The following is a 23,387-nucleotide window of genomic DNA, read 5'->3' as shown; positions in this document are numbered from 1 at the left end:
CGCTGTTTTATGCAATTACACCTGAAATGTATACTGATAGCCAGTTTATATATCGCTGGCTGTCACCAGAACAACAGTAGCACCAGCAATTCCGCAGCCACCGATACCAATACGGCGGCCACCACGGAAACTGCCGGTGAAACGTCCAATGGCATCGCGTTTAAAAAACAAGGCGCCCTGGCTTTCGTTTCCAAATCAGGCGCAGATACCCTACGGAAAATAGATATCCAGTTGGCGCAAACAGACGAACAGCGCGCCGATGGACTGATGTACCGCAAATCCATGACAGACGATCAGGGCATGCTTTTCATTTTCCCTGACATGGAAGAACGCGCATTCTGGATGAAAAACACCTACATCTCCCTGGATATTATCTATATAGATGATAAGCTGGAAATTGTGTCCATTCAGAAATACGCAACGCCCCTGTCGGAAGAAAGTCTTCCTTCTTTCAAAAAAGCAAAATATGTCCTGGAGGTAAACGGTGGGTTCTGCGACAAGTATCACATTAAATACGGCGATAAAATAACTTACCAATAAAAAGAAAGCCCTGGCGTTTGCCAGGGCTTTCTTCGCTTATATAATTACCTCTTTTATACACTCCCTTCGGGATTTGTAACATCCAGGATATGCAGCTGCGTTTTTCCCGCAGGCACTTCCCAATCTATCACATCACCGGTACTATATCCCAGCAAGGCAGTGCCTATGGGAGAAAGGATCGATAATTTGCCCAGCTGTAAATTGCTGGCAGCCGGCAATACCAGCTGTACATTCCTGATAGCCCCACTGCGTTCATCCCTGAATCTGAGCGTGGAATTTACCTGTACCACATCGGCGGGTACCTTACCTTTCCTGACAGTGGCCCTGTCGAGCTCTTCTCTCAGCTTGTCGGTACCCGGTGCATGATAGCACAGGGTTTTAAGGATTTCGTAATCATGCAGGGACACGATAATCTGTTTCTTTTTCATGATAACCGGGTTTTATGTCAGTGTTTACAGATGACTGCCCATCGTGTCATCCGATGAATGATAAAACTGATTTGATAAGATTGTTTTAGAAAATATTAACGGAATAGCACTACGCAGGTAGTTATCCCCCCGGGTACAACACTTTATGTACTAAAAGTTGCCCGGGCTTAATTGTTGAAGTCTTTTGGGCAGGATAGGAACGGCAAAAGGAACCCGCACGTGCGTTTGGATGCACGTGGTGTATTGAGTAAGTGTAATATGTAAATTGCCGGATTCAATTAATGAATAATTGTATCCGGCAAAGATAAGGCTTTTATTTACAACAAGCGGTCAATTCGCTAACTCTCCTGCTGTGAAGGGCTTCTGGCGGCCATTATTCAGCTTACGCACCTGCTGGATATCCGCAGCGGAAACCTTATCGGCTTTATTATTCCAGGCGCTGCGCAGGAAAGTGAGCAGTTGTGCGATGTCTGCATCACTGAACTCATCACTGGCGCCGATACCCGGCATATCGCCATTTATTTCAGGAGCTTTGTACACTTTTCCGTGTACTTCCACCGGACCGGTAAGGCCGTATAATACAATAGATATAAATGCTTTTTTGTTGCCGTTTACCCAGTTGCTTTCATTCAGCGGCGGGGCCATCGCCGTAATGCCCTCGCCGTTTTTACCATGGCAGGTTTGACATACGGTATTGAAGATCTTATATCCTCTTGGCAGTTCTTTCCGCAACGCCTCCATCTTTCTCGCATTGGCTTTGCTGTCCATGTTTTTCAGCACTGTTTCCAGCTGACGGCGCAATACCAGCGTGGTATCAGGGTTCCAGGCAATGACCTGTTTCAGCAATACTTCTTCCCGGTTTGCCGCATTATTTACCAACGCTGCCGCCACATAACGGTTAGGGGCATACGCTTTTATCATTTTATCTTCCAGGCGGGTGGCAGCTGCTTTATCCAGTTTCCCTACCGCAGGCAATATATACGCCACTGCCGGCGCCAGGTAAAGGTTATCCGACAAGGAATCCAGCGCTGTTACCGTTGCCTTGATGTTGCTGCTGTTTAATACAGATGGCAATGCTGCAAGCGCCTGCATTTTCAGTGCAGGATCTGCTTGTTGCCAGATGCCGCTGATATCCTCTCCGGCGAGACTGTGCAACCCTTCCAGCGTCCAGAGGGCGTGGATCTGTGTCAGCGGATGCGCCGCGTCTTTCAGCATGGTTCTTAGTTCCGGCGCCATCGCGGTTAAATGCTGATCAATGATGAGCTGTTGCGCTTTATCTCTCAAAACACCATTTTCGTTACCCAGCATTTTCCCGAGGAAAGCGGGCGTAAGTTCAAACGTTACCGGCTGTGGCTTACTGCCGGCTGGAATGATGCGGTAAATACGTCCGCAGTTCAGCGGCAGCGTAAGGTTGCGCATCTTTATCTCGTTCTTCAGGTAATCCGTGAGGTAGGTTTTATGTTGCAGGATGCCCCGGTACATATCGGCGATATACAACGCGCCATCCGGACCGGTACGCAGGTCCACCGGCCTGAAACGCTCATCGGTGCTGGCCAGGAACTCTTTCCGCTGATAAGCCTGTACCCCTTTTACAACGTAGCTGCTGTCTGATAAAATATTCCTTTTAATCAGGTTGGCAGACGGCTCGGCTACAAACGCATTCCCCGCATAGGTAGCTGGCAGCAGGGTACCACGGTAAATCACCGGGCCACAGGCAGCGGTAAATTTCACCAGGCGGAGACTGTCGTCCAGCGTGCCTTTCTGGTAACCACGATTTACGCCCGGCGTTGGATGCGCGGGGTATGTGCGGTTATCGGGTACAATTTTTTGATCAAAACCAGCGGCATTGTTCTGTTGCAGGTTGGTACCGCCTAATCCGGGGGGAAAATAATCACCCAGCAGGTTTTCCGAATTGTTGTTATAATAAAGGCGGCCGTAATTATCCTGGGTAATGCCCCATTGTCCGCGGAAATGCGTGGGCTCCTTCAGCCACTTATCTCCTACCTTACGGTAACGCCTATCCGATTTTGCATTATAGATCCAGTTGTCCATTGCACGCAGCAACCCGTTGGGCTGGTGCTCCACGTTTCCGCCGGCAGCGTATTGATCATCTACCAGGGTTCTTTTGCCGGGTTTGTCGCCATCGTTTTCTATAAACCACAATTGCGGCGGCGTAGCTACCAGCACCCCGTTTTCTATCAGGCAGATAGCCCTTGGCAGTACCAGCGAATCAAGGAACACGGTGCGTTTATCCATTACGCCATCGCGGTTGGTGTCTTCCAGGATTACAATTTTACCGTCGGGTTTATCTTCCCCGGTGCCGGCAGTATCAGGCATAAAGCCGGTCATCTCCACCACCCACATGCGCCCGCGCTCATCAAAAGTCATGGCTACGGGCGCCACTACCATTGGTTCGGCGGCCACCAGTTGTACTTCCAATCCTTCATCAAATTGCATGTGTTGAATGGCTGTTTTGCCATCCAGTACGGGTGACGTAGCAAACTGCTCCCGCATGGCAATAGAATCTTTTTCGTGCTTGTTCCCGTTGTTCTGCTGATTTCCTTGTCCACAGGCAAATAAAGCCAGAGATAACGTGGTGATTAAACGATAATGAATACGCTGCATTTTTTACTATTCGGGTTACGAAAGCGATAAAAATACATTTCTAAATATATTTTTTCTGAAAAATTATATGAGATAACAGTTTACTATGTGAGCGACGGCAAAAAAACTTATCTTCGTCGCTTCATTGCATACATTTTACGATTTATTTGCATTTATGGAACGCTTTCAGGGCATCATAGGCATCGTACTTATTCTGGGTATCGCCTTTCTATTCTCCAACAACAGGAGTAAGATCAACTACAGGCTGGTGTTCAGTGGTATTGGCTTACAGGTATTAATCGGCTTTCTCGTATTTAAGGTGCCCCCTATTACCTGGTTCTTCCAGCGGGTAGGAGATGCAATGGGAAAGCTGGAAGGATTTGCCCGTAAAGGCGCTGCCTTTGTGTATGGAGGTATTGGCGTATCGCAGCCCGATGGCACCGGCCTGAAAGATTATGCTGCCGGAGGTTTTGTATTTGCTTTTAACGTAACAGCCACCATCATCCTGGTGTGTGTGCTGGTAGCGGTTTTATATCACTATGGCATTATGCAGCGTGTGGTAGCAGTAATTGCCCGCGCCATGAATTATGTAATGCGCGTGAGTGGTGCAGAAGCATTGAGCAATGTAGCCAGCGCCTTCGTAGGACAGGTAGAAGCACAGGTGATGATCCGTCCTTATTTATCAAGCATGACCAAAAGCGAAATCCTTGCCTCCATGAGTGGAAGCCTGGCTTGTATTGCCGGCGGTATCCTCGTAGTGTATGTGAATATGGGATTGCAGGCGGGTTTGCATATTGCGCCCTTCCTGATCACCGCCAGCCTCATGGCCGCGCCGGGCGCACTGGTGATTTCGAAGATCGTTTTCCCCGAAACAGAGGAAAGCGTAACGATGGGTCGCGTTAAAATGGAAGTAAAAAGCAATTATACCAACGTGATCGACGCGATTTCACATGGCGCCGGCGATGGTTTTAAAATAGCCATGAACGTAATCGCCATGTTGATCGGGTTTATTGCTTTCATTGCGCTGATCGACTGGGGCCTTATTCATATCGGTCATATCTTCAATCCTAAGTTTGATCTCAGCCTCGACTGGATCTTCGGAAAAGTATTTATGCCGATGGCCTGGGCAATGGGCGTGCCACAGGGAGATGTACAGGGCGTAGCTACCCTGCTCGGACAAAAACTCACCATTAATGAATTTGTGGCTTTTAAAAGTCTCACTGATAAAACAGTACCGGTACTAACCTCCAAAGGGATTGCCATCGTTACAATTGCCATTGCGGGTTTTGCCAATTTCAGCAGCGTAGGCATGCAGATCGGCGGTATTGGTGAGCTGGCCCCCGACAGAAGGGCTGATCTGGCTAAATTGGGGCTGAAAGCCCTGTTGTGCGGAACGCTGGCGTCTTATATGTCGGCCTCTATTGCGGGCATATTGATCTAACGCGGATTTTGTCTTTCTCGCTGATTACGCTGATTTTACTGATTTTTTCTTTTTAGATTTTTAATATAACTAAGGGAGATAAAAGCGAATATATCCGCTGCTATCTCCCTTAATCATTTATAAAATCCAAAAGTAAAAATCAAACTAATCAGCAAAATCAGCGTAATCAGCGAGAAAGACAAACTCCGCTTTATTCCAAACGTTTGATAAGCCCCGCCTGCACAGCCGCCCAGGCTTCACCCTGACCCGCATCTTCCCAGTAATTCTTCATTTCGGAGGCTGCCACAATTTTATTTACCGCGGCGATTGCCTGGTTTCTGAGTGCGCGTGTACCAATAAGGTTCAGCACATCCAGCTGATCCAAAGGATCTTCCGGGAAATCTTCGCTTGGGCGTGCTACCAATGCTGCCACCAGTTCTGCAGCGGCCAACGCCTCTTCGCAATCCGAAATTTCCAGTGTTTCGATGTTGTTGATGACACGCGCTAATGTGTCAGACACCAAACCACCGTCTTTATTATCAATCAGGTCAAAAATCCAATCCTGTGATCCATCATTTTCAAAATTTCTGGTGCCCCATGCGCCCATAGTGTTTACGTTTTTTTATTTTTTTAGAATAAAGAATAAAAGTAATGAACTCTCTTTACAACAACCAAACCAACTGGCTAGTTCAAACTCCTGAAATCAACCGGAACGAGTTTGCTCACCCCCGGTTCCTGCATCGTTACGCCGTAGATCACGTCTACAGCCGCCATCGTTTGCTTGTTATGTGTTACAATAATAAATTGTGAATTATCGGAAAACTTGCGGATCATGTTGGTAAACTTACCCACATTGGCATCATCCAATGGCGCATCTACCTCATCCAGGATACAGAACGGCGCCGGCTTAATCAGGTAAATGGCAAACAGCAATGCAGTGGCTGTCAGTGTTTTCTCTCCACCGGACAGCTGTGTAATGGCCGCCGGCCGCTTGCCTTTTGGCTTCGCGATGATTTCAATACCAGTGTCCGCCAGGTTTTCAGGATCACTCAGGATCATATCGCACTGATCTTCTTCTGTAAACAGGGCTTTAAATACCCGGATAAAGTTTTCCTTCACCTGGTTAAAGGTATCCAGGAATTTCTGGTTAGCGGTGGACTCTACCTCCTGGATAGTGGCCAGCAGGGAATCTTTCGCATTTACCAGGTCCGTTTTCTGCTCCAGGATAAACTCGTAACGCTTCTTCATTTCCTGGTAAGCTTCAATGGCTGTGGGGTTGATTTCCCCCATGTTCTCCATGCGCTTTTTCAGTCGCTCTGCACTGCCTGTCAACTCATCCACCGACAGCTCTGAGTTGCGTTGCTCGTCTATAATTTCATCGAGGTTCACCTTAAACTCCACGCTGAGCCTTTCCTTCATGGAAGCCAGTTGCAGCCGCAGTTCATTTACTTTATCCTTGATGGTATTCAGCTGCTGTTCCAGGTCCTGTTTGGCGCGCTGTTTTGTTCTCAGCGTGGTTTCCAGTTCCTGGAGGTGGTTACGGAAGTTATAGTATTCCTGGTCTTTTTCGTTGAGTGCTTTTTCTTCTTCTTCGCGCTGGCGGAACAATTCCACGAGTCCGTCGTCGGCGTGGCTCAGTTTATCCACGGCAGCAGCGATGTTGGCCACTGCGTCTTCCAGCTGCGATTTGTTACTGGTGATCTGTATGTGCAGGTCTGCCAGTTGTTTGCGCTTAAATTCCAGTTCCTGTTTAAGGGCCTGTACTTTACTTTGCTGACGGGTATGCTGCAGGTTTTGGTTATTAAACTGCACCGTAGCCATATTGAACTGCTGTTCCGCTTCCTGGGCCATCCTGTCGGCATCCGCGATGCTGTCCTGCAGCTCGGTGACCCTTTCGTTCAGGCTTTCCAGTTCGTCTTTCACACCGGAAATGCTTTCCTGGTTGGTTTCCAGGGATTGCTGCATTTCTTCGAGGCGTTTATCGCCGGCTTCAATGAGGTGGTGGAAGTTTTCAATCCTGTTCTGTAAGCCAAACAGCTGGTTGCTCAGCTGGTTTACCCTTTCCCGTGCAGCATTGATATTATTTTCATTCAGCTGGCTGTTGTAGCCTAATACTTCGTCGTGTTTGCTTTGCAGCGCCACTTTCAGGCGGCCTACTATTCCTTCGAGATCTTTGATCTCTATTTCCAGCTTTTCCAGGTTTTTGGCCCTTCCCAGCTTTTTACCTTCAAATAATCCTACAGAGCCTCCGCTGATGTTGTATTTACCACGGTGCATGCGGCCGGATTTTTCCACCAGCAGCATCCTTTCATCTGCCACCTGGCTGAATTCCAGGCGGGTAAGGTCTTCCCCGATAAATACTTTTCCAAGGAGATGCTGCCCCAGTCCCCGGTATTTTTCTTCAATTTCCACCACTTCCAGCGCAGGAATGGTGCCTGCGGGCGCCAGCAGCGGGCTGTAATCAGTCCGGAACTGATCGAGGATGAAGAAATTGGCTTTTCCTTTTTTGTTGTTATCAAGCAACTGGATGGCCTGTACCGCTTCATGTACGTTGTTCACTACATAGTAGCTCAGGTAAGGCTCCAGCAGGTTCTCCACGCAGGTGCGGTATTCCTCTTTACAGAAAAATATATCACTCAGGATGGGGGCGTTATTGTTCCAGTCGGGATTCTTTTTGAGGAATTTGATACTCTCCGGGTAGCCTTCGAGGCTGTCGACCAACGACTTGAGCAGGTCGAACTCGTTCTTTTTGGAATCGAGGGTACGGTTTTCGTCTACCAGTTTATCACGCAATCCTTCGATATCGGACTGGGTGGCGAGTATTTTACTTTTGGTTTCTTCCTGGAAACGGACCATGTTTTCCAGTTCTGTTTTGCCGCCGGTCAGTGTTTGCTGCAGGGCTTCCTTTTCTGTTTCCAGTTGGGCGATCTGCTGCAGGCGGCTGGTCTTTTCTTCCTGGAGCTGCTGCATGCTGCGTTGCAGGTTCATCACGGAAGTATCGGCAACGGCTACTTTCTTTTCGGCTTCAAATTGCTGACGCTGCCAGCGTTGCTGGTCGTTGCGCAGGGTTTCGAGGGCCTGTTTCTTCTGATGGAAGCGTTCTTTCTTTTCCTCCACCATATCGCGGAGGGTGTCCAGTTCGTCGGCCATGGTTTCAAATACTTCCCCTTCTTCTTCCACCTGTTTTTCGGTGAATTCGATAGAAGAAGTAAGTCCCTGCAGTTGTCCTTCTGCATTGTTGAGGAAGTCGCTGATATTTTTTTCCCGCTCGCGCAGATAAGTAAGTTGCTGCGTGGCGAGGTTCTTATCGTTTTCTTTGGTGCGGATGGTGGATACCAGCTCATTAAAAGATTTCTGCATGGTTTGCAGTTCTCTTTCTTTTGCTACGAAATGCAGTTTATCCTGTTCCACGGCCGCTTCTGCGGTGAGTATCTCGGTTTCCAGTGCCAGTTTGCGGTCGCTTTCATTTTGCTGGGTATCCGACAGTTCCTTGAAGGTTACGTTAAAGCCTTCCAGGGCGGCTTTGGCGAGTTCTATGCTGATTTCGCGGTATTCCTTTTTTACTTCGTAGAAGCGCTCCGCCTTACGGGCCTGGCTTTCCAGTGTTTTGAGGTTGTTATTGATTTCAAACAACAGGTCCTCAATACGGTTCAGGTCTCCTTCAGTGGCGTCCAGTTTGGATTTAGCTTCTTTTTTGCGGGTTTTATATATGGAGATGCCTGCCGCCTGTTCCAGCATACGGCGACGGCTGTTTTCCTTGTCTTTGATGATATCGTCTACCATTCCCAGTTCGATGATGGCATAGGAATCGGTACTTACGCCCGTGTCCATGAACAGGTTATGGATATCTTTAAGGCGGCAGGCCACATCGTTGAGGCGGTATTCGCTGTCGCCGTTCTTATAAAATTTGCGTGTAATCGTCACCGTGGTGAACTCGGTGGGTAGTACGTTCTTGGTGTTTTCAAAAGTGAGACTAACCTCCGCCATACCGCTTGCAGAGCGGCTTTTAGAACCATTGAACACAAGTCCTGCCTGGTTATCAGACCGGAGGTTACTGATTTTGTGCTCGCCGATTACCCAGCGGATGGAGTCGATAATATTACTTTTGCCGCAACCGTTTGGCCCAATTACCCCAGTGATGCCCTCATCAAACTGCAAAACGGTTTTATCTGCAAAACTTTTAAAGCCTTTAATTTCTAGTGTTTTTAAGCGCACGTCGTACTCCGAGGTTTTTTAAGGCGTCAAAGATATAATTTTACCCGAATCAAAAAGTAATTTAAGTGAGATGCAATAATATACAGTAATTATTTATACACAATTACCGGTCATTTGCCCCTGTCCGCAGCACGCAACTAAAGTCTAAAAGACTGGTTATAAATATAGTAAAAAGAACAATTAGAATTTAACTCCCTGTTAGAAAATTACGCGGATGTTGTCTTTCCCGCTGATTACGCTGATTAAACTGATTAATGTGATATATTCTTCTGAACGCAGCGTTAGATTAAAGTCAAAATTAATATATTCATCTTCACAAAAAAGAAAAAAAACTGTAATCAGTTTAATCAGCGTAATCAGCGGGAAAGACAAAATCCGCGTAATCCGCTTATCTTTGCGCCATCAAAAACCCTTTTACGTTTGCGGACAGAACAGCGGATCAATAATATAAAAAGTTTCCTTTACAGTTATCATTTCAGCAACGGTATGCGTACCACTATCAGCGTGGTAGTACCTTCACTGGTATGCGCTTACTTTGGTATGCTGGACCTGGGCATCGCCATGTCCATGGGCGCCTTGTGTACGGCTCTCAGCGATGTACCCGGCACCATTGTACACAAGCGGAACGGCCTTATCATCAGCACCATCCTGATCTTTTTTTCCGCGCTGGGTACCGGCCTGCTCATTCCTTACGTAATCCCGATGGCTATCTGGATAGCAGTGTGCTGTTTTATGTTTGCCATGCTGCTGGTATATGGTAACCGGGGTGGTAACATTGGTACCGGCTGCCTGCTGGTAGTAGTGTCTATTTTAGGGGAAACCCAGCTCACGCCGAAGCTTACCCTCCTGCACTCCTCTATGGTGCTGCTGGGCAGTATCTGGTACGCGGTGCTGGCCCTCATCCTCTGGCAGATCCGCCCCTACCTCAATGTGCAGCAGGCACTGGGCGACTGTATCCTGCAAACCGCCCGCTACCTCGAAGTAAGGGCTAACTTCTACACGCCCGGCGTAAATGTCAGCGAAAACTACAAGGCCGTACTGGACCAGCAGGTGATCGTCAACGAAAAACAGGAAAATGTACGCGAACTGCTGCTGAAAAGAAGATCCGCTCAACAGGGCACTACCAGTCTCAATAAAAGCATGGTACTCATTTTCCTGGATATGGTAGATCTCCAGGAACAGATCATGGCCTCTCAAACCGACTATAACGCCCTGCACGCCGATTTTAAAGATCTGGCGATCCTGGAAAAATTCCATGCCCTCATCCTTGAATTCACCCAGGAGCTGAAGAACATCGGAATGGCCGTGGCAGCGGGTCAGCGCTCCCTGCCCAAAACCAACCTGAAGTTTGAAATGGAAAAGGTAAAACAGGCCATTGCCGACATTACCATGAAGTTGCCTACCCTCAAGGAAAGAACCCGCACCATCCCGCTGAGCAACATCCTGCAAAACCTGCAGGACATGGCCCAGCGCATTTATAACCTGCATAGGCTTACCCGGCTGGAAAGACTGAAAGACGAATCCATAGATCCAAAACTGGAGCTATCGAAATTCACTACCCGCCAGAAATATGATTTTGAAACCTTCCGGGATAACCTCACTTTCAAATCACATATCTTCCGGCACGCCATCCGTGTGAGCCTGGCTACTGTATTGGGTTACGGGCTGGGTATTGCCCTTCACCTCGACCGGGTATACTGGATCCTGCTAACCATCGTAGTGATCCTGAAACCAGGCTTCGGGCTTACAAAATCACGCAGCATACAACGTTTAATCGGTACCGTTACCGGCGCCTTATTTGCCGCCGGCCTGCTTTACCTTACGCATAACGATACGGTGATCTTTATAGTCATGCTGATCTGCATCCTGGGCGCCTATAGCTTTATGAGCTTCCAGTATACTGTCAGCGTATTTTTTGTGACGCCATTTATCATCTTCCTGCTTCATTTCCTTCATCCTTCAGATCTCTACAATGTAACACAGCGGGTACTGGACACCTTCATCGGCGGAGGCATCGCTTTCTTTGCCAACATGCTGCTGTGGCCCACCTGGGAGCATAACTTCCTCCCGGACTACATGAAAAAGATGATGGAAGCCAACCGGAAATATTTTGAACTGGTGATGCGCGCCTATTCCAATGAAAAGGTATCCATTACAGATTTCAAACTGGCCAGGAAAGACACCTACGTGGCCGCCGCCAATATGATGTCGGCCTTCCAGCGTATGTTATCGGAACCCAAAAGCAAACAAAAGAACGCGTCGGAAGTATATCATTTCGTGGTACTGAATCATACACTCACCTCGCATACTGCCACCCTGGCGGCCTACAGCCTGCATCACGGGGTGCAGTTTCCCCGCCCGGAATACCGCGAAATAACGGATTATCTCCTCCATTATATGGACCAGCTCACCCTGCTCACAGATCCCGCTACCAGCAGCAGCGCCCAACCCTCCCCGCAGGTTCACGCCTTCGACCGGCTGGATGCCCACCTGGAAAGCCTCGTGCATCTGCGTCAGCAGGAAATCAATGAAGGCAAAGGCCCTACGCCCACCCGCGACGAAATGCTGGAAACCAAACAGGTTCACGACCAGCTTGTAGCCATCCTCTCGCTCGTAAAAGACATGAGCAAAGCGCTGAAAGCGGAGTGACGCGGATTTTGTCTTGGCTCAGGATTACGCTGATTTTACTGATTACCTGGATTTTTACTTTTGGATTTTTTTTGATTCTTTAGATTTTCTTAAAATAAGAAAATAAGGGAGATAAAAGCGAATATCCGCTTCTATCTCCCCTAATCCTTTATAAAATCAAAAGAGTAAAAATCCAGCTAATCAGTAAAATCAGCGTAATCCTGAGCCAAGACAAAATCCGCGTTATTCCGCTAAAATGGTGAACTCCGCGGTTACCGGTGTCAGCGTAGCGAGCACGCGGTCGAAGAAGGCGGGGCCTTCCTGGGCGTACCAGGGCAGGAAGTTCTCCTTACGCTCCTGTAAGGAACCGGCAGGAAATAATTTATTCTTAATCTGGCGGATCTGATCTGTTTGCCAGGCGAACTTTTTCTTTTCAGCACGCAGGAACTTATGCTCCAGTTTACCGATCGACTTCAGCGCTTTCTTTCTTTCAGAGGCGGTAGTGGCAATCAGCGTTACATCAATGCTGCAGGCCTTTTCTTCCAGGGCATCAAACAACTGCTCAATAGCCGCATATTCATCTTTCAATACCAGCGAAGCATTGGTGTGTTTCTTCACGTAATCGTTTACGATATCTTCCGTTCCCTTGAAAAGATCGGTGGTGGTGAGTCCCAGCTTATTGATCCGCTGTTGGGAAAGTGCATCGGTAAGCAACAGGGAATTGCGCAGCAACAAAACAGGGAAAGGCACTTTATAGTGTGCAAAAAGTCCTTTCAATTCCAGCCAGTAGGCAATTTCACCGCCCCCGCCAATAAAGGCAATATTGGGCAGGATGGTTTCCTGGAACATGCCCCGTAAAATAACATTGGGACTGAAATTTTCAGGATGTGCTTCCAGGGCTGCCTCCAGCGAGGCGGCGTTGAAAGTCAACGACGTGTGTAATACTTTCCACTGATCGCCGTCCTGAACGATGCGCTCCCGCGACCCTTCCTGTAAATAAAAAAGATTTATTTCCCGTGGATTGGCCTGCACTTTATAATGTTCCCCCAGCTTCGCCAACGTATCGCTGACAATGGCATGCGACGCCTGGTTAAACAATTCGTCCTTTATAACGGGAAGGTATAAACGTTTTAACGCGGCATTGTCCGGTATCAGCACCACCAGGCCAAAGCGGCCGAATAACGCATGTACGAGGTACAACGTGGCTTCCTGGATATTCTCATGTTCCAGGTAGGCCTTTTGCAGGAGGTCTGTCAGTTCGTCGCTGTGAGGCGCATATCCCAGTGTTTTCTTCACTTCAGCGATCAGTGCTTCCAATCCTTCCGGCTTCATACGTCCTACTGCGCCCTGCTGACTGGTATTCCAGGTGATGGTTTTCCCTTCCAGGTAGATGCTGCCCAGCTCTTCGAGATCGGCATCTTCACTGCCCATATAATATACCGGTACAAAATTATGTTGCGGGTATTGCTGTTTCAATTCCTGACACAGCTTAATGGTTTGCAGGATCTTATAAGCGAAGTAGAGGTAGCCGGTGAAAATATTGGGCTGATGTGCGGTACACACTGTAAAGGTATTGGGCTGCAGCAGGGCGGTAATATTATCCTGTACTGCCTTTACGGGCTCCAGGGAAGTGTATTGCTGTTCCAGTGCGGCTACCAGTGCGGTTCTTGGTGTATCAAAATTTTGACGGGCGGCTATTGCGGCGGCAAAGTCCGGATGTACAGGAGAATAGGTATAAAATGGTCTGATCTGCGGACGTTCTGCTAAAAAATCTGTTACCAGCTGGTTAAAATAACCAGTTTTCCCATAAGGAATATATTCGGGCATATTGAGTTTCGAATTACAAATTACCAATTACAAAACGATGCAGTGCCAACACATCGAAATTTTTGAATGTACGAAGTTAGGTAATTAGTCAATTGGTTGATCAGATTATTGGTTGACCGGTCATCATTCCGGTACACCGGTTTCTTTGGCGCTTGTTTTGACAGCTATGCTGCAAACAACAGGCGCCTTAGTGCGCTAATGTTGGAAAATATACCATTATGAAGATAGCAATACTGGCGCCGATAGCCTGGCGTACGCCTCCAAGGCATTACGGCCCCTGGGAACAGATGGCGGCTAACGTGGCGGAAGGCCTGGTAGCCAAAGGAATGGATGTAACGCTCTTTGCCACGGCCGACTCGCTCACTTCCGGTACCCTGGCGGCCATTTGCGCCAAAGGGTATGAGGAAGACCGCGAGGCAGATGCCAAAGTAAATGAGTGTATGCATATCAGTTACCTGATGGAGCAGGCCAGGGATTTCGATATCATCCATAATCACTTCGATTTTCTTCCCCTTACCTACTCCAGGTTGATTAAAACGCCTATGGTAACCACTATTCACGGATTTTCCTCTCCTAAAATATTACCGGTATACCAGCGGTATAATGATATAGGAAGATATGTGTCTATCAGTAACTCCGACCGCCATCCGTCGCTGAATTACGCAGCCACGGTATATAATGGTATCCGCACGGAAGATTTTGCGTTTGAGCCTACGCCCGACAGCTACCTTTTGTATTATGGCAGGATCCATCCGGACAAAGGCACGCATGATGCGGTACAAATCGCCCTTCACTCCCGCCGCAAGCTGATCATAGCCGGGATCATTCAGGATGAAGCCTATTTTAATGAAAAGGTAAAGCCTTACATAGATGATGAACAGATCATCTATATCGGCGCGGTAGGCGGGGAAGAACGCAGCCTGCTGCTGGGAAAAGCCAATGCACTGCTGCATCCTATCTTTTTTGATGAACCTTTTGGTTTGAGTGTGGCAGAGGCCATGCTTTGCGGCACGCCCGTTATCGCGTACAACCGCGGCTCCATGCCGGAGCTGATCAACGACCGCAAAACAGGTTTCCTTGTAAATAACTTACACGAAGCCGCCGCCTGTGTGGAGGATCTCACACTGATTAACCGCCAGGATTGTCATCTGCACGCGAAAAATAATTTCAGTGCGGAAATCATGACAGAGAAGTATATCGCCGTATATAACCAATTGTAAATAGCCTCGCTACACGCCGTCTTCCTTGATCTGCGTCAGCAGCTTTTCCAGGTTGACGGTGGCGAAGCCGGAGGCATAGTCCGACAGGCCGTAAGGAATGATCAGTTCATCGTTGTGGATAATAGAGCCGCAGGAGTACAGTACATTCGGTACATATCCTTCCCGTTCGTCTTTATTGGGCATGAGCAGAGGCTCTCGCAGGCGGCCTATTTCCTTTTCAGGATTTTCCAGGTCCAGCAGGCTGGCGCCAATGCAATACGTACGCATGGGACCTACGCCGTGCGTGATCACCAGCCAGCCGTCTTTTGTTTCAATGGGCGAACCGCAGTTGCCCACCTGAACAAATTCCCACGCATATTTGGGCACATGAAGGATCTGGGGATTTTCCCATATATTGATTTTATCAGAGTACATAATATACCCATTGATACCATCAATCCGGGAGATCATCGCATATTTGCCGTTGATTTTGCGGGGGAAAAGCGCCAGGTTTTTATTCTGCGCCCCTTCTCCGTAGAGCGGCATGATCTTGAAGTTATAGAAGTCTTTTGTTTGCAGCAGCTTTGGCTGGATGGTAATCCCATCATACGCCGTGTAGGTAGCGTAATAGGTAATGTTGCCGTTTTCGCTGGTGTATTTTACAAAGCGGGCATCTTCAATGCCCCTGCTTTCTGCATCTGAATAAGGAAAAATTACGCGGTCGGACAAGTCGGTATCCAGTGAAAAGTTCAGCTCATAGTAGGAGTCTGCCAGCCACAGTACCCTTTCCAGTCCTTTTTTAAGGAGATGATCTACCTGGAACCGTTGTTGCATTTCCCGGATCACCTTTTTAAGGGCGAGGTATTCAAACTGGTCCGGCAGGGAGTTTTGTATTTCACGCATCACAGAATCCGGCAGCCGGATGGATACCGCATTCTGGAAGAACGTTTGTTTATGGTACATGGAGTTGCGGATAATTTCCGCTTCATCCACATAATTACCGGGTGCTATCAGGGAGATTTCGTTGTTTTTATCGATAATACCGGATCTGAAGGCAATGGAAGATACGTGTCCTTCACCTACTGCGCGGAAGCTCATGATGACGCGCTTTTGCCCCTCTTCCAGCCCGCTCTGGTCCACATCTTCCACGAGGGAAGGGTTGAAGAACGCGGCTGATTCGATGGAGTATTCGTTGGTGAAATAAGAACCGGTGAGTAATTTACGTTTGAGCGAGAGCCCTTCGTACTCGATCTGCAAACCGGGAAACAAATGTCTCAGCCGGTCTGCATGCCGTTCAAATATCCTCGTGATGTTCCTGTGACGCCGGGAAAATTCCCTCAGTATAGGCATGACCGTTATATCCACCTCGGGGTCGCTCATTGCTGCCACCTGTTGAATGATAGACTTGGCCCGGGCCTCCCCGTTGAAAAAAAACCTGGCTACTACCCTCTTAAGGTCAGGATAAATTTTTGTACTCTTCCGCTCTATGGACAATCGCATGGTTATCTTGTTTGTTAAATACTGAATCCGTCTTCCAGGACCACTCCTTTTTTAACAACAACAATGCCGTCTTTTACCGTATATTTTTCAAAGTCCCCATCAGCTAAGTGTTTTCCGCCATTTATATGTACGCCGTTTCCAATGCGGCAGTTTTTGTCAATGATGGCATTGCTGATCACGCAGTTCTCTCCTATTCCCATCAACGGGCTTCCTTCTGCGCGTGATTGTTCTATTTCATCGAGTGTCTGGTAGTAATCGCTTCCCATGATATAGGCATTGCTGATTTCGCTGCCTTTACCAATGCGGGTACGGATACCCACTACTACTCTTTCCAGTTTATCTGCCATAATAATACAACCGTCGGCGATCATTGTTTTCTCCATGTGGCCGGAAATTTTTGTAGGCGGCAACATGCGGGCGCGGGAAAAGATAGTTTGGGATTCATCGAAGAGGTTAAATAAGGGGATTTCATCCGTGAGGCCGATATTGGCTTCAAAGAAAGACTGGATGTTCCCGATATCTGTCCAGTAGCCTTCATATTGATAACTGAAGATCCGGCGTTTGTTTTCGATGGCCTGCGGGATGAGCTGCTTACCAAAATCGGCGGCTTCCGGTTGTGCATTGAGCATATCGAACAGTACCTGCCGGCTGAAGATATAAATGCCCATGCTGGCCAGGTATACGCGGCCTTCTTTCTGCATTTCCTCACTTACTTCAGACGCCCATGGTGGAAGAACAGCCTGGGAAGGCTTTTCTGTAAAAGACACAATAGCGCCGCTTTCATCTTCCTTTAAAATACCAAAATCAGAAGCATCCTTTGCGCTCACGGGAATAGTAGCGATAGATATTTCCGCGCCCGTGTCGATATGATGTTTGATCATCTTTTTAAAATCCATCTGGTACAGCTGGTCACCGGACAATATGAGTATATATTCAAACTCAAAGTTCTCCATGTGATGAAGGCATTGTCTTACGGCATCGGCCGTTCCCTGGTACCAGGTGGGATTATCGGGGGTTTGCTCCGCTGCCAGGATATCTACAAACCCCTTATCAAAATTGCTGAAGTGATAAGTGTTTTTAATATGCTTGTTCAGGGAGGCGGAATTGAACTGCGTTAATACAAAGATGCGGTTCAGTTCTGCATTCAAACAATTGGAGATAGGAATATCCACCAGTCTGTATTTACCTGCCAGGGGCACCGCTGGTTTTGAGCGGCGACGGGTAAGCGGATACAGGCGGGTGCCGGCCCCTCCTCCGAGAATAATGGATATTACATCGTTAGTCATAATGGGAATTGGTTTTAGAAAGTCATCACTCAATTATTCTAAGCTATTTCATACTCTTGTACATTTCCAGGTAGCGTAGTGCCGAACTGTCCCAGGAATTATCAATGTTCATGCCTCTTAATCGTACTTCATCCAGGTGCCTGGCATCCTGGTACAATTCGATGGCCCGTTTTACGGAATAACAAACATCCGCAACGCTGGCCTGGTTAAAGCGGATGCCTACGCCATCCTGGTCTCCAAAGTCAATGACCGTGTCTTTCAGTCCGCCGGTGCTGCGCACTACGGGAACGGTTCCATAACGCAGCGCATACATCTGATTGAGGCCACAGGGCTCCACCCTGGACGGCATCAGCAGGAAGTCACTGCCGGCATATATCTGATGGGATAATGATTCGTCGTAACCGATATGTACATTGAAGCCATAGCTTACTACGGCACGGGTTTGTTGCAGGGACCATTCAATATGTGGGTCACCACTCCCCAGTACGAGGAAATTTACTTCCCCCGGCAGGTCGTGCAGGGACCTGCCAATTATTTCCGGCAGCAGGTCGGCGCCTTTGTCGCCTACCAGGCGGCCTATAAAAGATATCAGCGGCAGGGAGGTATCCAGCCCGAAGCGTTCGCACAGGTGCTGCTTGTTCGTTTGTTTGCCTGCGGTGATAGTATCCAGGTCATAATTAAGCGGCAACATCCGGTCGGTAGCCGGGTCCCATACCACATTATCGATACCATTCAGGATGCCCACCATTTTCCCTCTTTCCTGGTTGATAAGCGCTTCCAGGCCGTTGGCATTATAATACAACTCCTCCAGGTAACCCGGGGAAACAGTGGTAACGCGCCAGGCGCACTTGATAGCCGATGCGAGTGGATTGATAGCGCCACCCCAGTCGAGCATACCGGACTTCCATAAATCGAAAGATGGAATGAGGTAGAGTTTATCCCAGCCAAACTGGCCCTGGTACTGTGCATTATGAATAGTAAGTGCAGTGGGAATACTTTTCAGGCGCTCATATTTATAACCATAGTTGAGCAGGAACGGGATTAACCCGGTATGATGATCATGGCAATGGATCACATCCGGCTGATGCTGCCATTCGTTGATCCAGTCGAGCACGGCAATCTGGAAGGCCAGGAACCGTTCTGTATCGTTGGGGTAGCCGTAAACGCCAGGAGTGTCGAGTAAACCAGGGATATCTACGAGGTAAAGGTCGAAACCCAGCTCATTGCTGCGTTCCTTTATAACGTTAAAGTGGTACCAGTTGTGTCCCAGCCACATGCCGGCCTGGTGTACCACGTCGAATTCGTGGGTGTGGTAATATTTATTCCTGTAGGCCGGTATCACTACTTTGGCAAAGTTGCCAAGCTGGTGCTGGTATTTGGGCAACGCCCCTACCACATCACCTAGTCCACCTACTTTGGCTACCGGGTAACATTCCGCGCTGATGTGTAAAATCTCCATGCTGGTTAGTTGAAATCCTTATTAAGTTAAACTGGAAAAATAAGAAAACAAAAACTTAACCGTGATTTTTTACGATTATTATGAATATCCCCGCTGGCGGGGACAGGAGCCGTTGTGATAGTTTATATTTGTAACAGCGAATTGTTATGTGTCTCACCTCTAAATGCTGAATGCTCATGGATTTTGGTCGCGTTCCCACGGATATGCTGATGGACATTGATTTTAAGTTACCCGCAGAACCTGTCTTTAATAAGAAGGTATTGAAAGGTAAACCGGTGAAAAAGCCGCAGGCCTGGCTGGGATGCGCCAAGTGGGGGCGAAAGGAGTGGATCGGGAAAATATACCCCAAAGGCACCAAGGAGGCTAACTTCCTGGAGGAATATGTAAAACACTTCAACAGCATAGAGCTGAATGCCACGCACTACCAGATATACGGCCCCGAAACCATTTCCAAATGGGACGCCAAAGCACAGGGAATGGATTTTAAGTTCTGCCCTAAAGTACCGCAGTCGATCAGTCATTTCAGTACCTTAATTAATGCCGGCGCCAAAACCACTTCCTTCCTGGAAGGGGTATTGGCCTTTGGTAAACACCTGGGACCCATCTTTTTACAATTGAGTGATAAATTTGGCCCGGCCAAACGGGAAAACCTATACGAATACCTCGCCTCCCTGCCCACCGACCTGCAGTTTTTCGTGGAACTACGCCATAAAGAATGGTTTGAAGACGAAGCGGTGCGACTGGAATTGTACCAGAAGCTCAATGAACTCAATGTGGGCCTCATTATTACCGATACCGCCGGCAGACGCGATGTGGCACATATGCACCTCACCATCCCGAAAGTATTTATCCGGTTTGTGGGCAACAGCCTGCATCCAACGGATTATACCCGCATCGACGACTGGGCCAACCGTATCAAATACTGGCTGGACAATGGTTTGAAGGAGGTTTATTTCTTCATGCACATGCACGATGAAGCCACTTCACCGGAGCTGGCCGTGTACCTGGTTGACAAACTGGAAGCCGTTTGCGGGATAGACGTAAAAAAGCCCCGATTTGTAAAAGAATAGCGCTTTTTTTTACGAATACATTACAAGGGATGAAAAAGACGGACTGAAATATTAATTTCGCCCTCTCAAAACAGGTTTTTTACCATGATGCGCGACAAGCTAGAGCAATTAGCCGGGAAACTGGAAGGCACGCTTTATACAGATGATACGATGCGGACACTTTATGCCACCGATGCGTCGGCATACCGTGAAATGCCGCTGGCAGTAGCTATTCCGCAGCATATCGACGATCTTAAGACACTGATCAGTTTTGCGCGTGAAAATAAAACATCCCTCATACCACGTACTGCCGGCACTTCGCTGGCCGGCCAGGTAGTGGGCAACGGGATCATTACAGATGTTTCCCGCACTTTCACCAAAATACTGGAATTTAATAAGGAAGAAGGATGGGTACGGGTAGAGCCAGGCGTTATCCGCGATGAGCTGAACATGTTCCTCAAACCGCACGGATTTTACTTTGGACCCGAAACCTCCACCGCCAACCGCGCCATGATAGGCGGTATGGTAGGCAACAACTCCTGCGGCTCCAACTCCGTAGTGTATGGCAGCACCCGCGAACACCTGCTGGAAGTAAAAGCCCTCCTGAGCAACGGAGAAGAAGTAACCTTTGGCAGCCTCGACGCAGAAAGCTTCCACCAGAAATGCGAAGGACCCGATACGCTGGAAACCCGTATCTATAAACAGATCCGTACCAGTCTCAGTAACTACAGCTACCAGGAGGAAATCCGGAAAGAATTCCCGAAAAAAAGCATTCCCCGCCGCAATACCGGCTACGCGGTAGACATGCTGCTGGAAACAAATCCCTTCACCGCCGGCACGGAAGACTTTAACTTCTGTAAACTCATCGCCGGTTCTGAAGGTACCCTGGCATTTCTCACAGAAATAAAACTGCATGTAGACCCGCTTCCTCCAAAGGAAACCGGCCTGCTCTGCATACATTTTAATAATATCGATGAATCCCTGCGGGCCAACATCCTGGTAATGGAATACAAACCCAGCGCCAGTGAACTCATTGACCACTACATCCTGGAATGTACCAAGGATAACATCGAACAAAGCAAGAACCGCTTCTTTGTGCAGGGCGATCCCGGCGCTATCCTGGTGGTGGAGTTTTGCCGCAATACCCGCGAAGAGATCGTTGAAATTGCCGGCCGCCTGGAAGCCACGCTGCGCGCCGCAGGACTGGGATATCATTTCCCGCTGTTATTCGGCGACGACAGTAAAAAGATCTGGGCGCTCCGTAAAGCAGGTCTGGGTTTGCTCAGCAACCTCCCCGGCGATGAAAAGGCTGTACCCGTGATTGAAGATACCGCCGTTGCCGTGGAAGACCTCCCCGACTTTATCCGTGACTTCAACGATATACTGGCGCAATACAAATTATATGCAGTGCACTACGCACATGCCGGCAGCGGTGAAATACACCTCCGTCCCATCATCAACCTGAAAACGGAAGAAGGAAATTTACTGTTCCGTAAAATCGCAGAAGAAATAGCCACCCTCGTAAAGAAATATAACGGCTCCCTCAGCGGGGAACATGGCGACGGCAGGCTCAGAGGTGAATTTATTAAACAGATGGTGGGCAACAAAAACTATGAACTGCTCCGCCAGATCAAATATACCTGGGATCCTGAAAACATTTTCAATCCCAACAAAATCGTAGACACACCATCCATGAATACGATGCTGCGCTACGAACCGGGACAAAAAGCACCGGAACTGAAAACCATTTTTCATTTCCCGGATCAAACCATGCTGCAACATGCAGAGCAATGCAACGGCTCCGGCGATTGCCGTAAAACGCAGCTCAGCGGCGGCACCATGTGCCCCAGCTACATGGCTACCCGCAATGAAAAGGATACCACCCGCGCCAGGGCTAACATCCTCCGCGAGTTCCTCACCAACAGCACCAAAGAAAACCGCTTCGATCATAAAGAAATTTATGACGTACTGGATCTTTGCCTGGCCTGTAAAGGGTGCAAGTCAGAATGCCCATCCAACGTGGATATGGCTAAGCTGAAAATGGAATTCCTGCAGCATTATTACGACGCCAACGGCGTTCCGTTGCGTGCCAATATGATCGGCAACTTCACCAAACTAACTTCACTGGCGGCTATTGCTCCCGGCGTTTATAATGCGATGATCAATAACTCCTTCACCGGTGGCATCATCCGTAAGTTCTCCGGCTTTGCGGCCAAACGCTCGCTGCCCGGCCTGCATAACATTACCTTACGGAAATGGTTCTACGAAAAATGGCCGAAGGAAAAACAAGGCACTGCCGGTAATAAAAAAGTATATCTTTTCTGTGACGAGTTCACCAACTATAACGATACCACCATCGGTATCAAAGCCGTACAACTCCTGCACCGACTGGGTTACGACGTACAAATGATTGAACACCCGGAAAGCGCCCGCGCGTATATGTCGAAAGGATTACTGCGCAAAGCACGTGAATATGCCGACCGTAATGTTCGTATATTCAGCAACGTTATCAATGAAAACGTACCGCTGCTCGGCATAGAACCTTCTGCCGTCCTAAGTTTCCGCGATGAATACCCCGACCTTGTAAGTGAAGGGCTCCGTGAACAGGCGAAAGCACTGGCTAAAAATGTATTCCTGATAGACGAATTCATTGCAGCAGAAGCTGATAAAGGACATATCACCGCCCAACAGTTTACCGCCAATAAACAACATATCAAATTGCATGGCCATTGCCAGCAGAAGGCGTTATCGTCTGCCCTGCACAGCAAAAAAATGCTTTCTTTACCACAAAATTATTCAGTAGAAGTAATCCCTTCCGGCTGCTGCGGTATGGCCGGTTCCTTCGGTTACGAAAAAGAACACTACGACCTGAGCATGCAAATCGGCGAAATGGTGTTATTCCCCGCGGTCCGCAATGCGGCGCAGGGAACCATTATAGCCGCACCAGGCACCAGCTGCCGCCACCAGGTGAAAGATGGCACGGGGGTGAAAGCGCTGCATCCTGTAGAAATATTGTACAACAGTTTGGCCTAACGCGAATTTTGTCTTGGCTCAGGATTACGCTGATTATACTGATTACCTGGATTTTTACTTTTGGATTTTTTTAGATTTTTTTGATTTTATTTAAATAATAATTATGGGAGATAAAAGCGAATATATGTACTGCCCCCTAAAAGTTAGACACTTTTAGGGGGCATTTTTATGGATAGACGCAGAAAATACAGTTTTGAGC

Annotated in this window: 14 protein-coding genes; 6 read left to right on the top strand and 8 right to left on the bottom strand. The window is 48.2% G+C overall.

All coding sequences use genetic code 11. The features are described 5' to 3' along the window. Nucleotides 1-9 precede the first annotated feature (9 nt). Entirely contained in the window at nt 10-540 is a 531-nt protein-coding gene (locus AB6805_RS30345; RefSeq protein ID WP_370913193.1) for a DUF192 domain-containing protein, read from the top strand. A gap of 53 nt (nt 541-593) precedes the next feature. Here the strand turns inward: AB6805_RS30345 and AB6805_RS30340 are convergent, their stop codons facing one another. Both AB6805_RS30340 and AB6805_RS30335 read right to left on the bottom strand, forming a co-directional pair. Further along, complete coding sequence (locus AB6805_RS30340; protein ID WP_370913192.1) at nt 594-968, bottom strand: GreA/GreB family elongation factor; 375 nt, start codon at nt 966-968, stop codon at nt 594-596. 330 nt (nt 969-1,298) lie between these two features. Next, entirely contained in the window at nt 1,299-3,593 is a 2,295-nt protein-coding gene (locus AB6805_RS30335) for a c-type cytochrome (protein ID WP_370913191.1), read from the bottom strand. Nucleotides 3,594-3,747: 154 nt separating this feature from the next. Here AB6805_RS30335 and AB6805_RS30330 point away from each other — a divergent pair, with 154 nt between their 5' ends. Continuing rightward, nucleotides 3,748-5,013, top strand: a complete 1,266-nt coding sequence (locus tag AB6805_RS30330; RefSeq protein ID WP_370913190.1) for a NupC/NupG family nucleoside CNT transporter — start codon at nt 3,748-3,750, stop codon at nt 5,011-5,013. Between the two features lie 190 nt (nt 5,014-5,203). On the opposite strand, the gene AB6805_RS30325 is transcribed toward AB6805_RS30330, so the two are convergent. Then, the gene (locus AB6805_RS30325; RefSeq protein WP_370913189.1) at nt 5,204-5,599 is read right to left on the bottom strand and encodes a DUF4259 domain-containing protein; all 396 of its coding nucleotides are present in this window, start codon (nt 5,597-5,599) and stop codon (nt 5,204-5,206) included. Between the two features lie 77 nt (nt 5,600-5,676). Beyond that, nucleotides 5,677-9,207, bottom strand: coding sequence for a chromosome segregation protein SMC (smc, locus tag AB6805_RS30320; protein WP_370913188.1), 3,531 nt, complete (start codon nt 9,205-9,207; stop codon nt 5,677-5,679). 420 nt (nt 9,208-9,627) lie between these two features. Here smc and AB6805_RS30315 point away from each other — a divergent pair, with 420 nt between their 5' ends. After that, complete coding sequence (locus tag AB6805_RS30315; RefSeq protein ID WP_370913187.1) at nt 9,628-11,856, top strand: FUSC family membrane protein; 2,229 nt, start codon at nt 9,628-9,630, stop codon at nt 11,854-11,856. A gap of 222 nt (nt 11,857-12,078) precedes the next feature. Here AB6805_RS30315 and bshC read toward each other — a convergent pair whose 3' ends face one another. After that, a complete protein-coding gene (bshC, locus tag AB6805_RS30310) occupies nt 12,079-13,662 on the bottom strand; it encodes a bacillithiol biosynthesis cysteine-adding enzyme BshC (protein WP_370913186.1) in 1,584 nt (527 codons plus the stop codon). A gap of 218 nt (nt 13,663-13,880) precedes the next feature. On the opposite strand from bshC, the gene AB6805_RS30305 reads away from it, so the two are divergent. Next, a complete protein-coding gene (locus AB6805_RS30305) occupies nt 13,881-14,882 on the top strand; it encodes a glycosyltransferase family 4 protein (protein ID WP_370913185.1) in 1,002 nt (333 codons plus the stop codon). A gap of 9 nt (nt 14,883-14,891) precedes the next feature. Here AB6805_RS30305 and AB6805_RS30300 read toward each other — a convergent pair whose 3' ends face one another. From AB6805_RS30300 to AB6805_RS30290, 3 genes are read right to left on the bottom strand one after another with little or no spacing between them, the layout of a single operon-like run. Continuing rightward, nucleotides 14,892-16,361 (bottom strand): glycoside hydrolase family 130 protein, encoded by a 1,470-nt coding sequence (locus AB6805_RS30300; protein ID WP_370913184.1) that lies wholly within the window; start codon nt 16,359-16,361, stop codon nt 14,892-14,894. A gap of 14 nt (nt 16,362-16,375) precedes the next feature. Beyond that, nucleotides 16,376-17,647: a glucose-1-phosphate adenylyltransferase gene (locus AB6805_RS30295; protein WP_370913183.1), complete on the bottom strand. Its 1,272-nt coding sequence runs from the start codon at nt 17,645-17,647 to the stop codon at nt 16,376-16,378. Nucleotides 17,648-17,690: 43 nt separating this feature from the next. Next, a complete protein-coding gene (locus tag AB6805_RS30290) occupies nt 17,691-19,106 on the bottom strand; it encodes a glycogen synthase (protein ID WP_370913182.1) in 1,416 nt (471 codons plus the stop codon). Between the two features lie 176 nt (nt 19,107-19,282). Between AB6805_RS30290 and AB6805_RS30285 the strand changes: the two genes are divergently transcribed. Both AB6805_RS30285 and AB6805_RS30280 read left to right on the top strand, forming a co-directional pair. Next, on the top strand, nt 19,283-20,176 hold the full coding sequence (locus AB6805_RS30285) for a DUF72 domain-containing protein (protein ID WP_370913181.1): 894 nt from the start codon (nt 19,283-19,285) through the stop codon (nt 20,174-20,176). 87 nt (nt 20,177-20,263) lie between these two features. Next, nucleotides 20,264-23,188 carry an FAD-binding and (Fe-S)-binding domain-containing protein gene (locus AB6805_RS30280; RefSeq protein WP_370913180.1) on the top strand — a complete coding sequence of 975 codons (2,925 nt, stop codon included), beginning with the start codon at nt 20,264-20,266 and terminating at the stop codon, nt 23,186-23,188. Nucleotides 23,189-23,387 lie beyond the last annotated feature (199 nt).

This window comes from Chitinophaga sp. RCC_12 (assembly GCF_041360695.1).
GTDB lineage: Bacteria > Bacteroidota > Bacteroidia > Chitinophagales > Chitinophagaceae > Chitinophaga.
The sequence above is the reverse complement of the archived record's forward strand: the minus strand, read 5'-3'. Positions and strand labels throughout refer to the sequence as shown.

Bases quoted from the DNA above. Each gene is read 5' to 3' on its own strand.
- AB6805_RS30345 (WP_370913193.1), top strand. From the start codon at position 10: ATGCAATTACACCTGAAATGTATACTGATAGCCAGTTTATATATCGCT.
- AB6805_RS30340 (WP_370913192.1), bottom strand. From the start codon at position 968: ATGAAAAAGAAACAGATTATCGTGTCCCTGCATGATTACGAAATCCTT.
- AB6805_RS30335 (WP_370913191.1), bottom strand. From the start codon at position 3,593: ATGCAGCGTATTCATTATCGTTTAATCACCACGTTATCTCTGGCTTTA.
- AB6805_RS30330 (WP_370913190.1), top strand. From the start codon at position 3,748: ATGGAACGCTTTCAGGGCATCATAGGCATCGTACTTATTCTGGGTATC.
- AB6805_RS30325 (WP_370913189.1), bottom strand. From the start codon at position 5,599: ATGGGCGCATGGGGCACCAGAAATTTTGAAAATGATGGATCACAGGAT.
- bshC (WP_370913186.1), bottom strand. From the start codon at position 13,662: ATGCCCGAATATATTCCTTATGGGAAAACTGGTTATTTTAACCAGCTG.
- AB6805_RS30305 (WP_370913185.1), top strand. From the start codon at position 13,881: ATGAAGATAGCAATACTGGCGCCGATAGCCTGGCGTACGCCTCCAAGG.
- AB6805_RS30300 (WP_370913184.1), bottom strand. From the start codon at position 16,361: ATGCGATTGTCCATAGAGCGGAAGAGTACAAAAATTTATCCTGACCTT.
- AB6805_RS30295 (WP_370913183.1), bottom strand. From the start codon at position 17,647: ATGACTAACGATGTAATATCCATTATTCTCGGAGGAGGGGCCGGCACC.
- AB6805_RS30290 (WP_370913182.1), bottom strand. From the start codon at position 19,106: ATGGAGATTTTACACATCAGCGCGGAATGTTACCCGGTAGCCAAAGTA.
- AB6805_RS30285 (WP_370913181.1), top strand. From the start codon at position 19,283: ATGGATTTTGGTCGCGTTCCCACGGATATGCTGATGGACATTGATTTT.
- AB6805_RS30280 (WP_370913180.1), top strand. From the start codon at position 20,264: ATGCGCGACAAGCTAGAGCAATTAGCCGGGAAACTGGAAGGCACGCTT.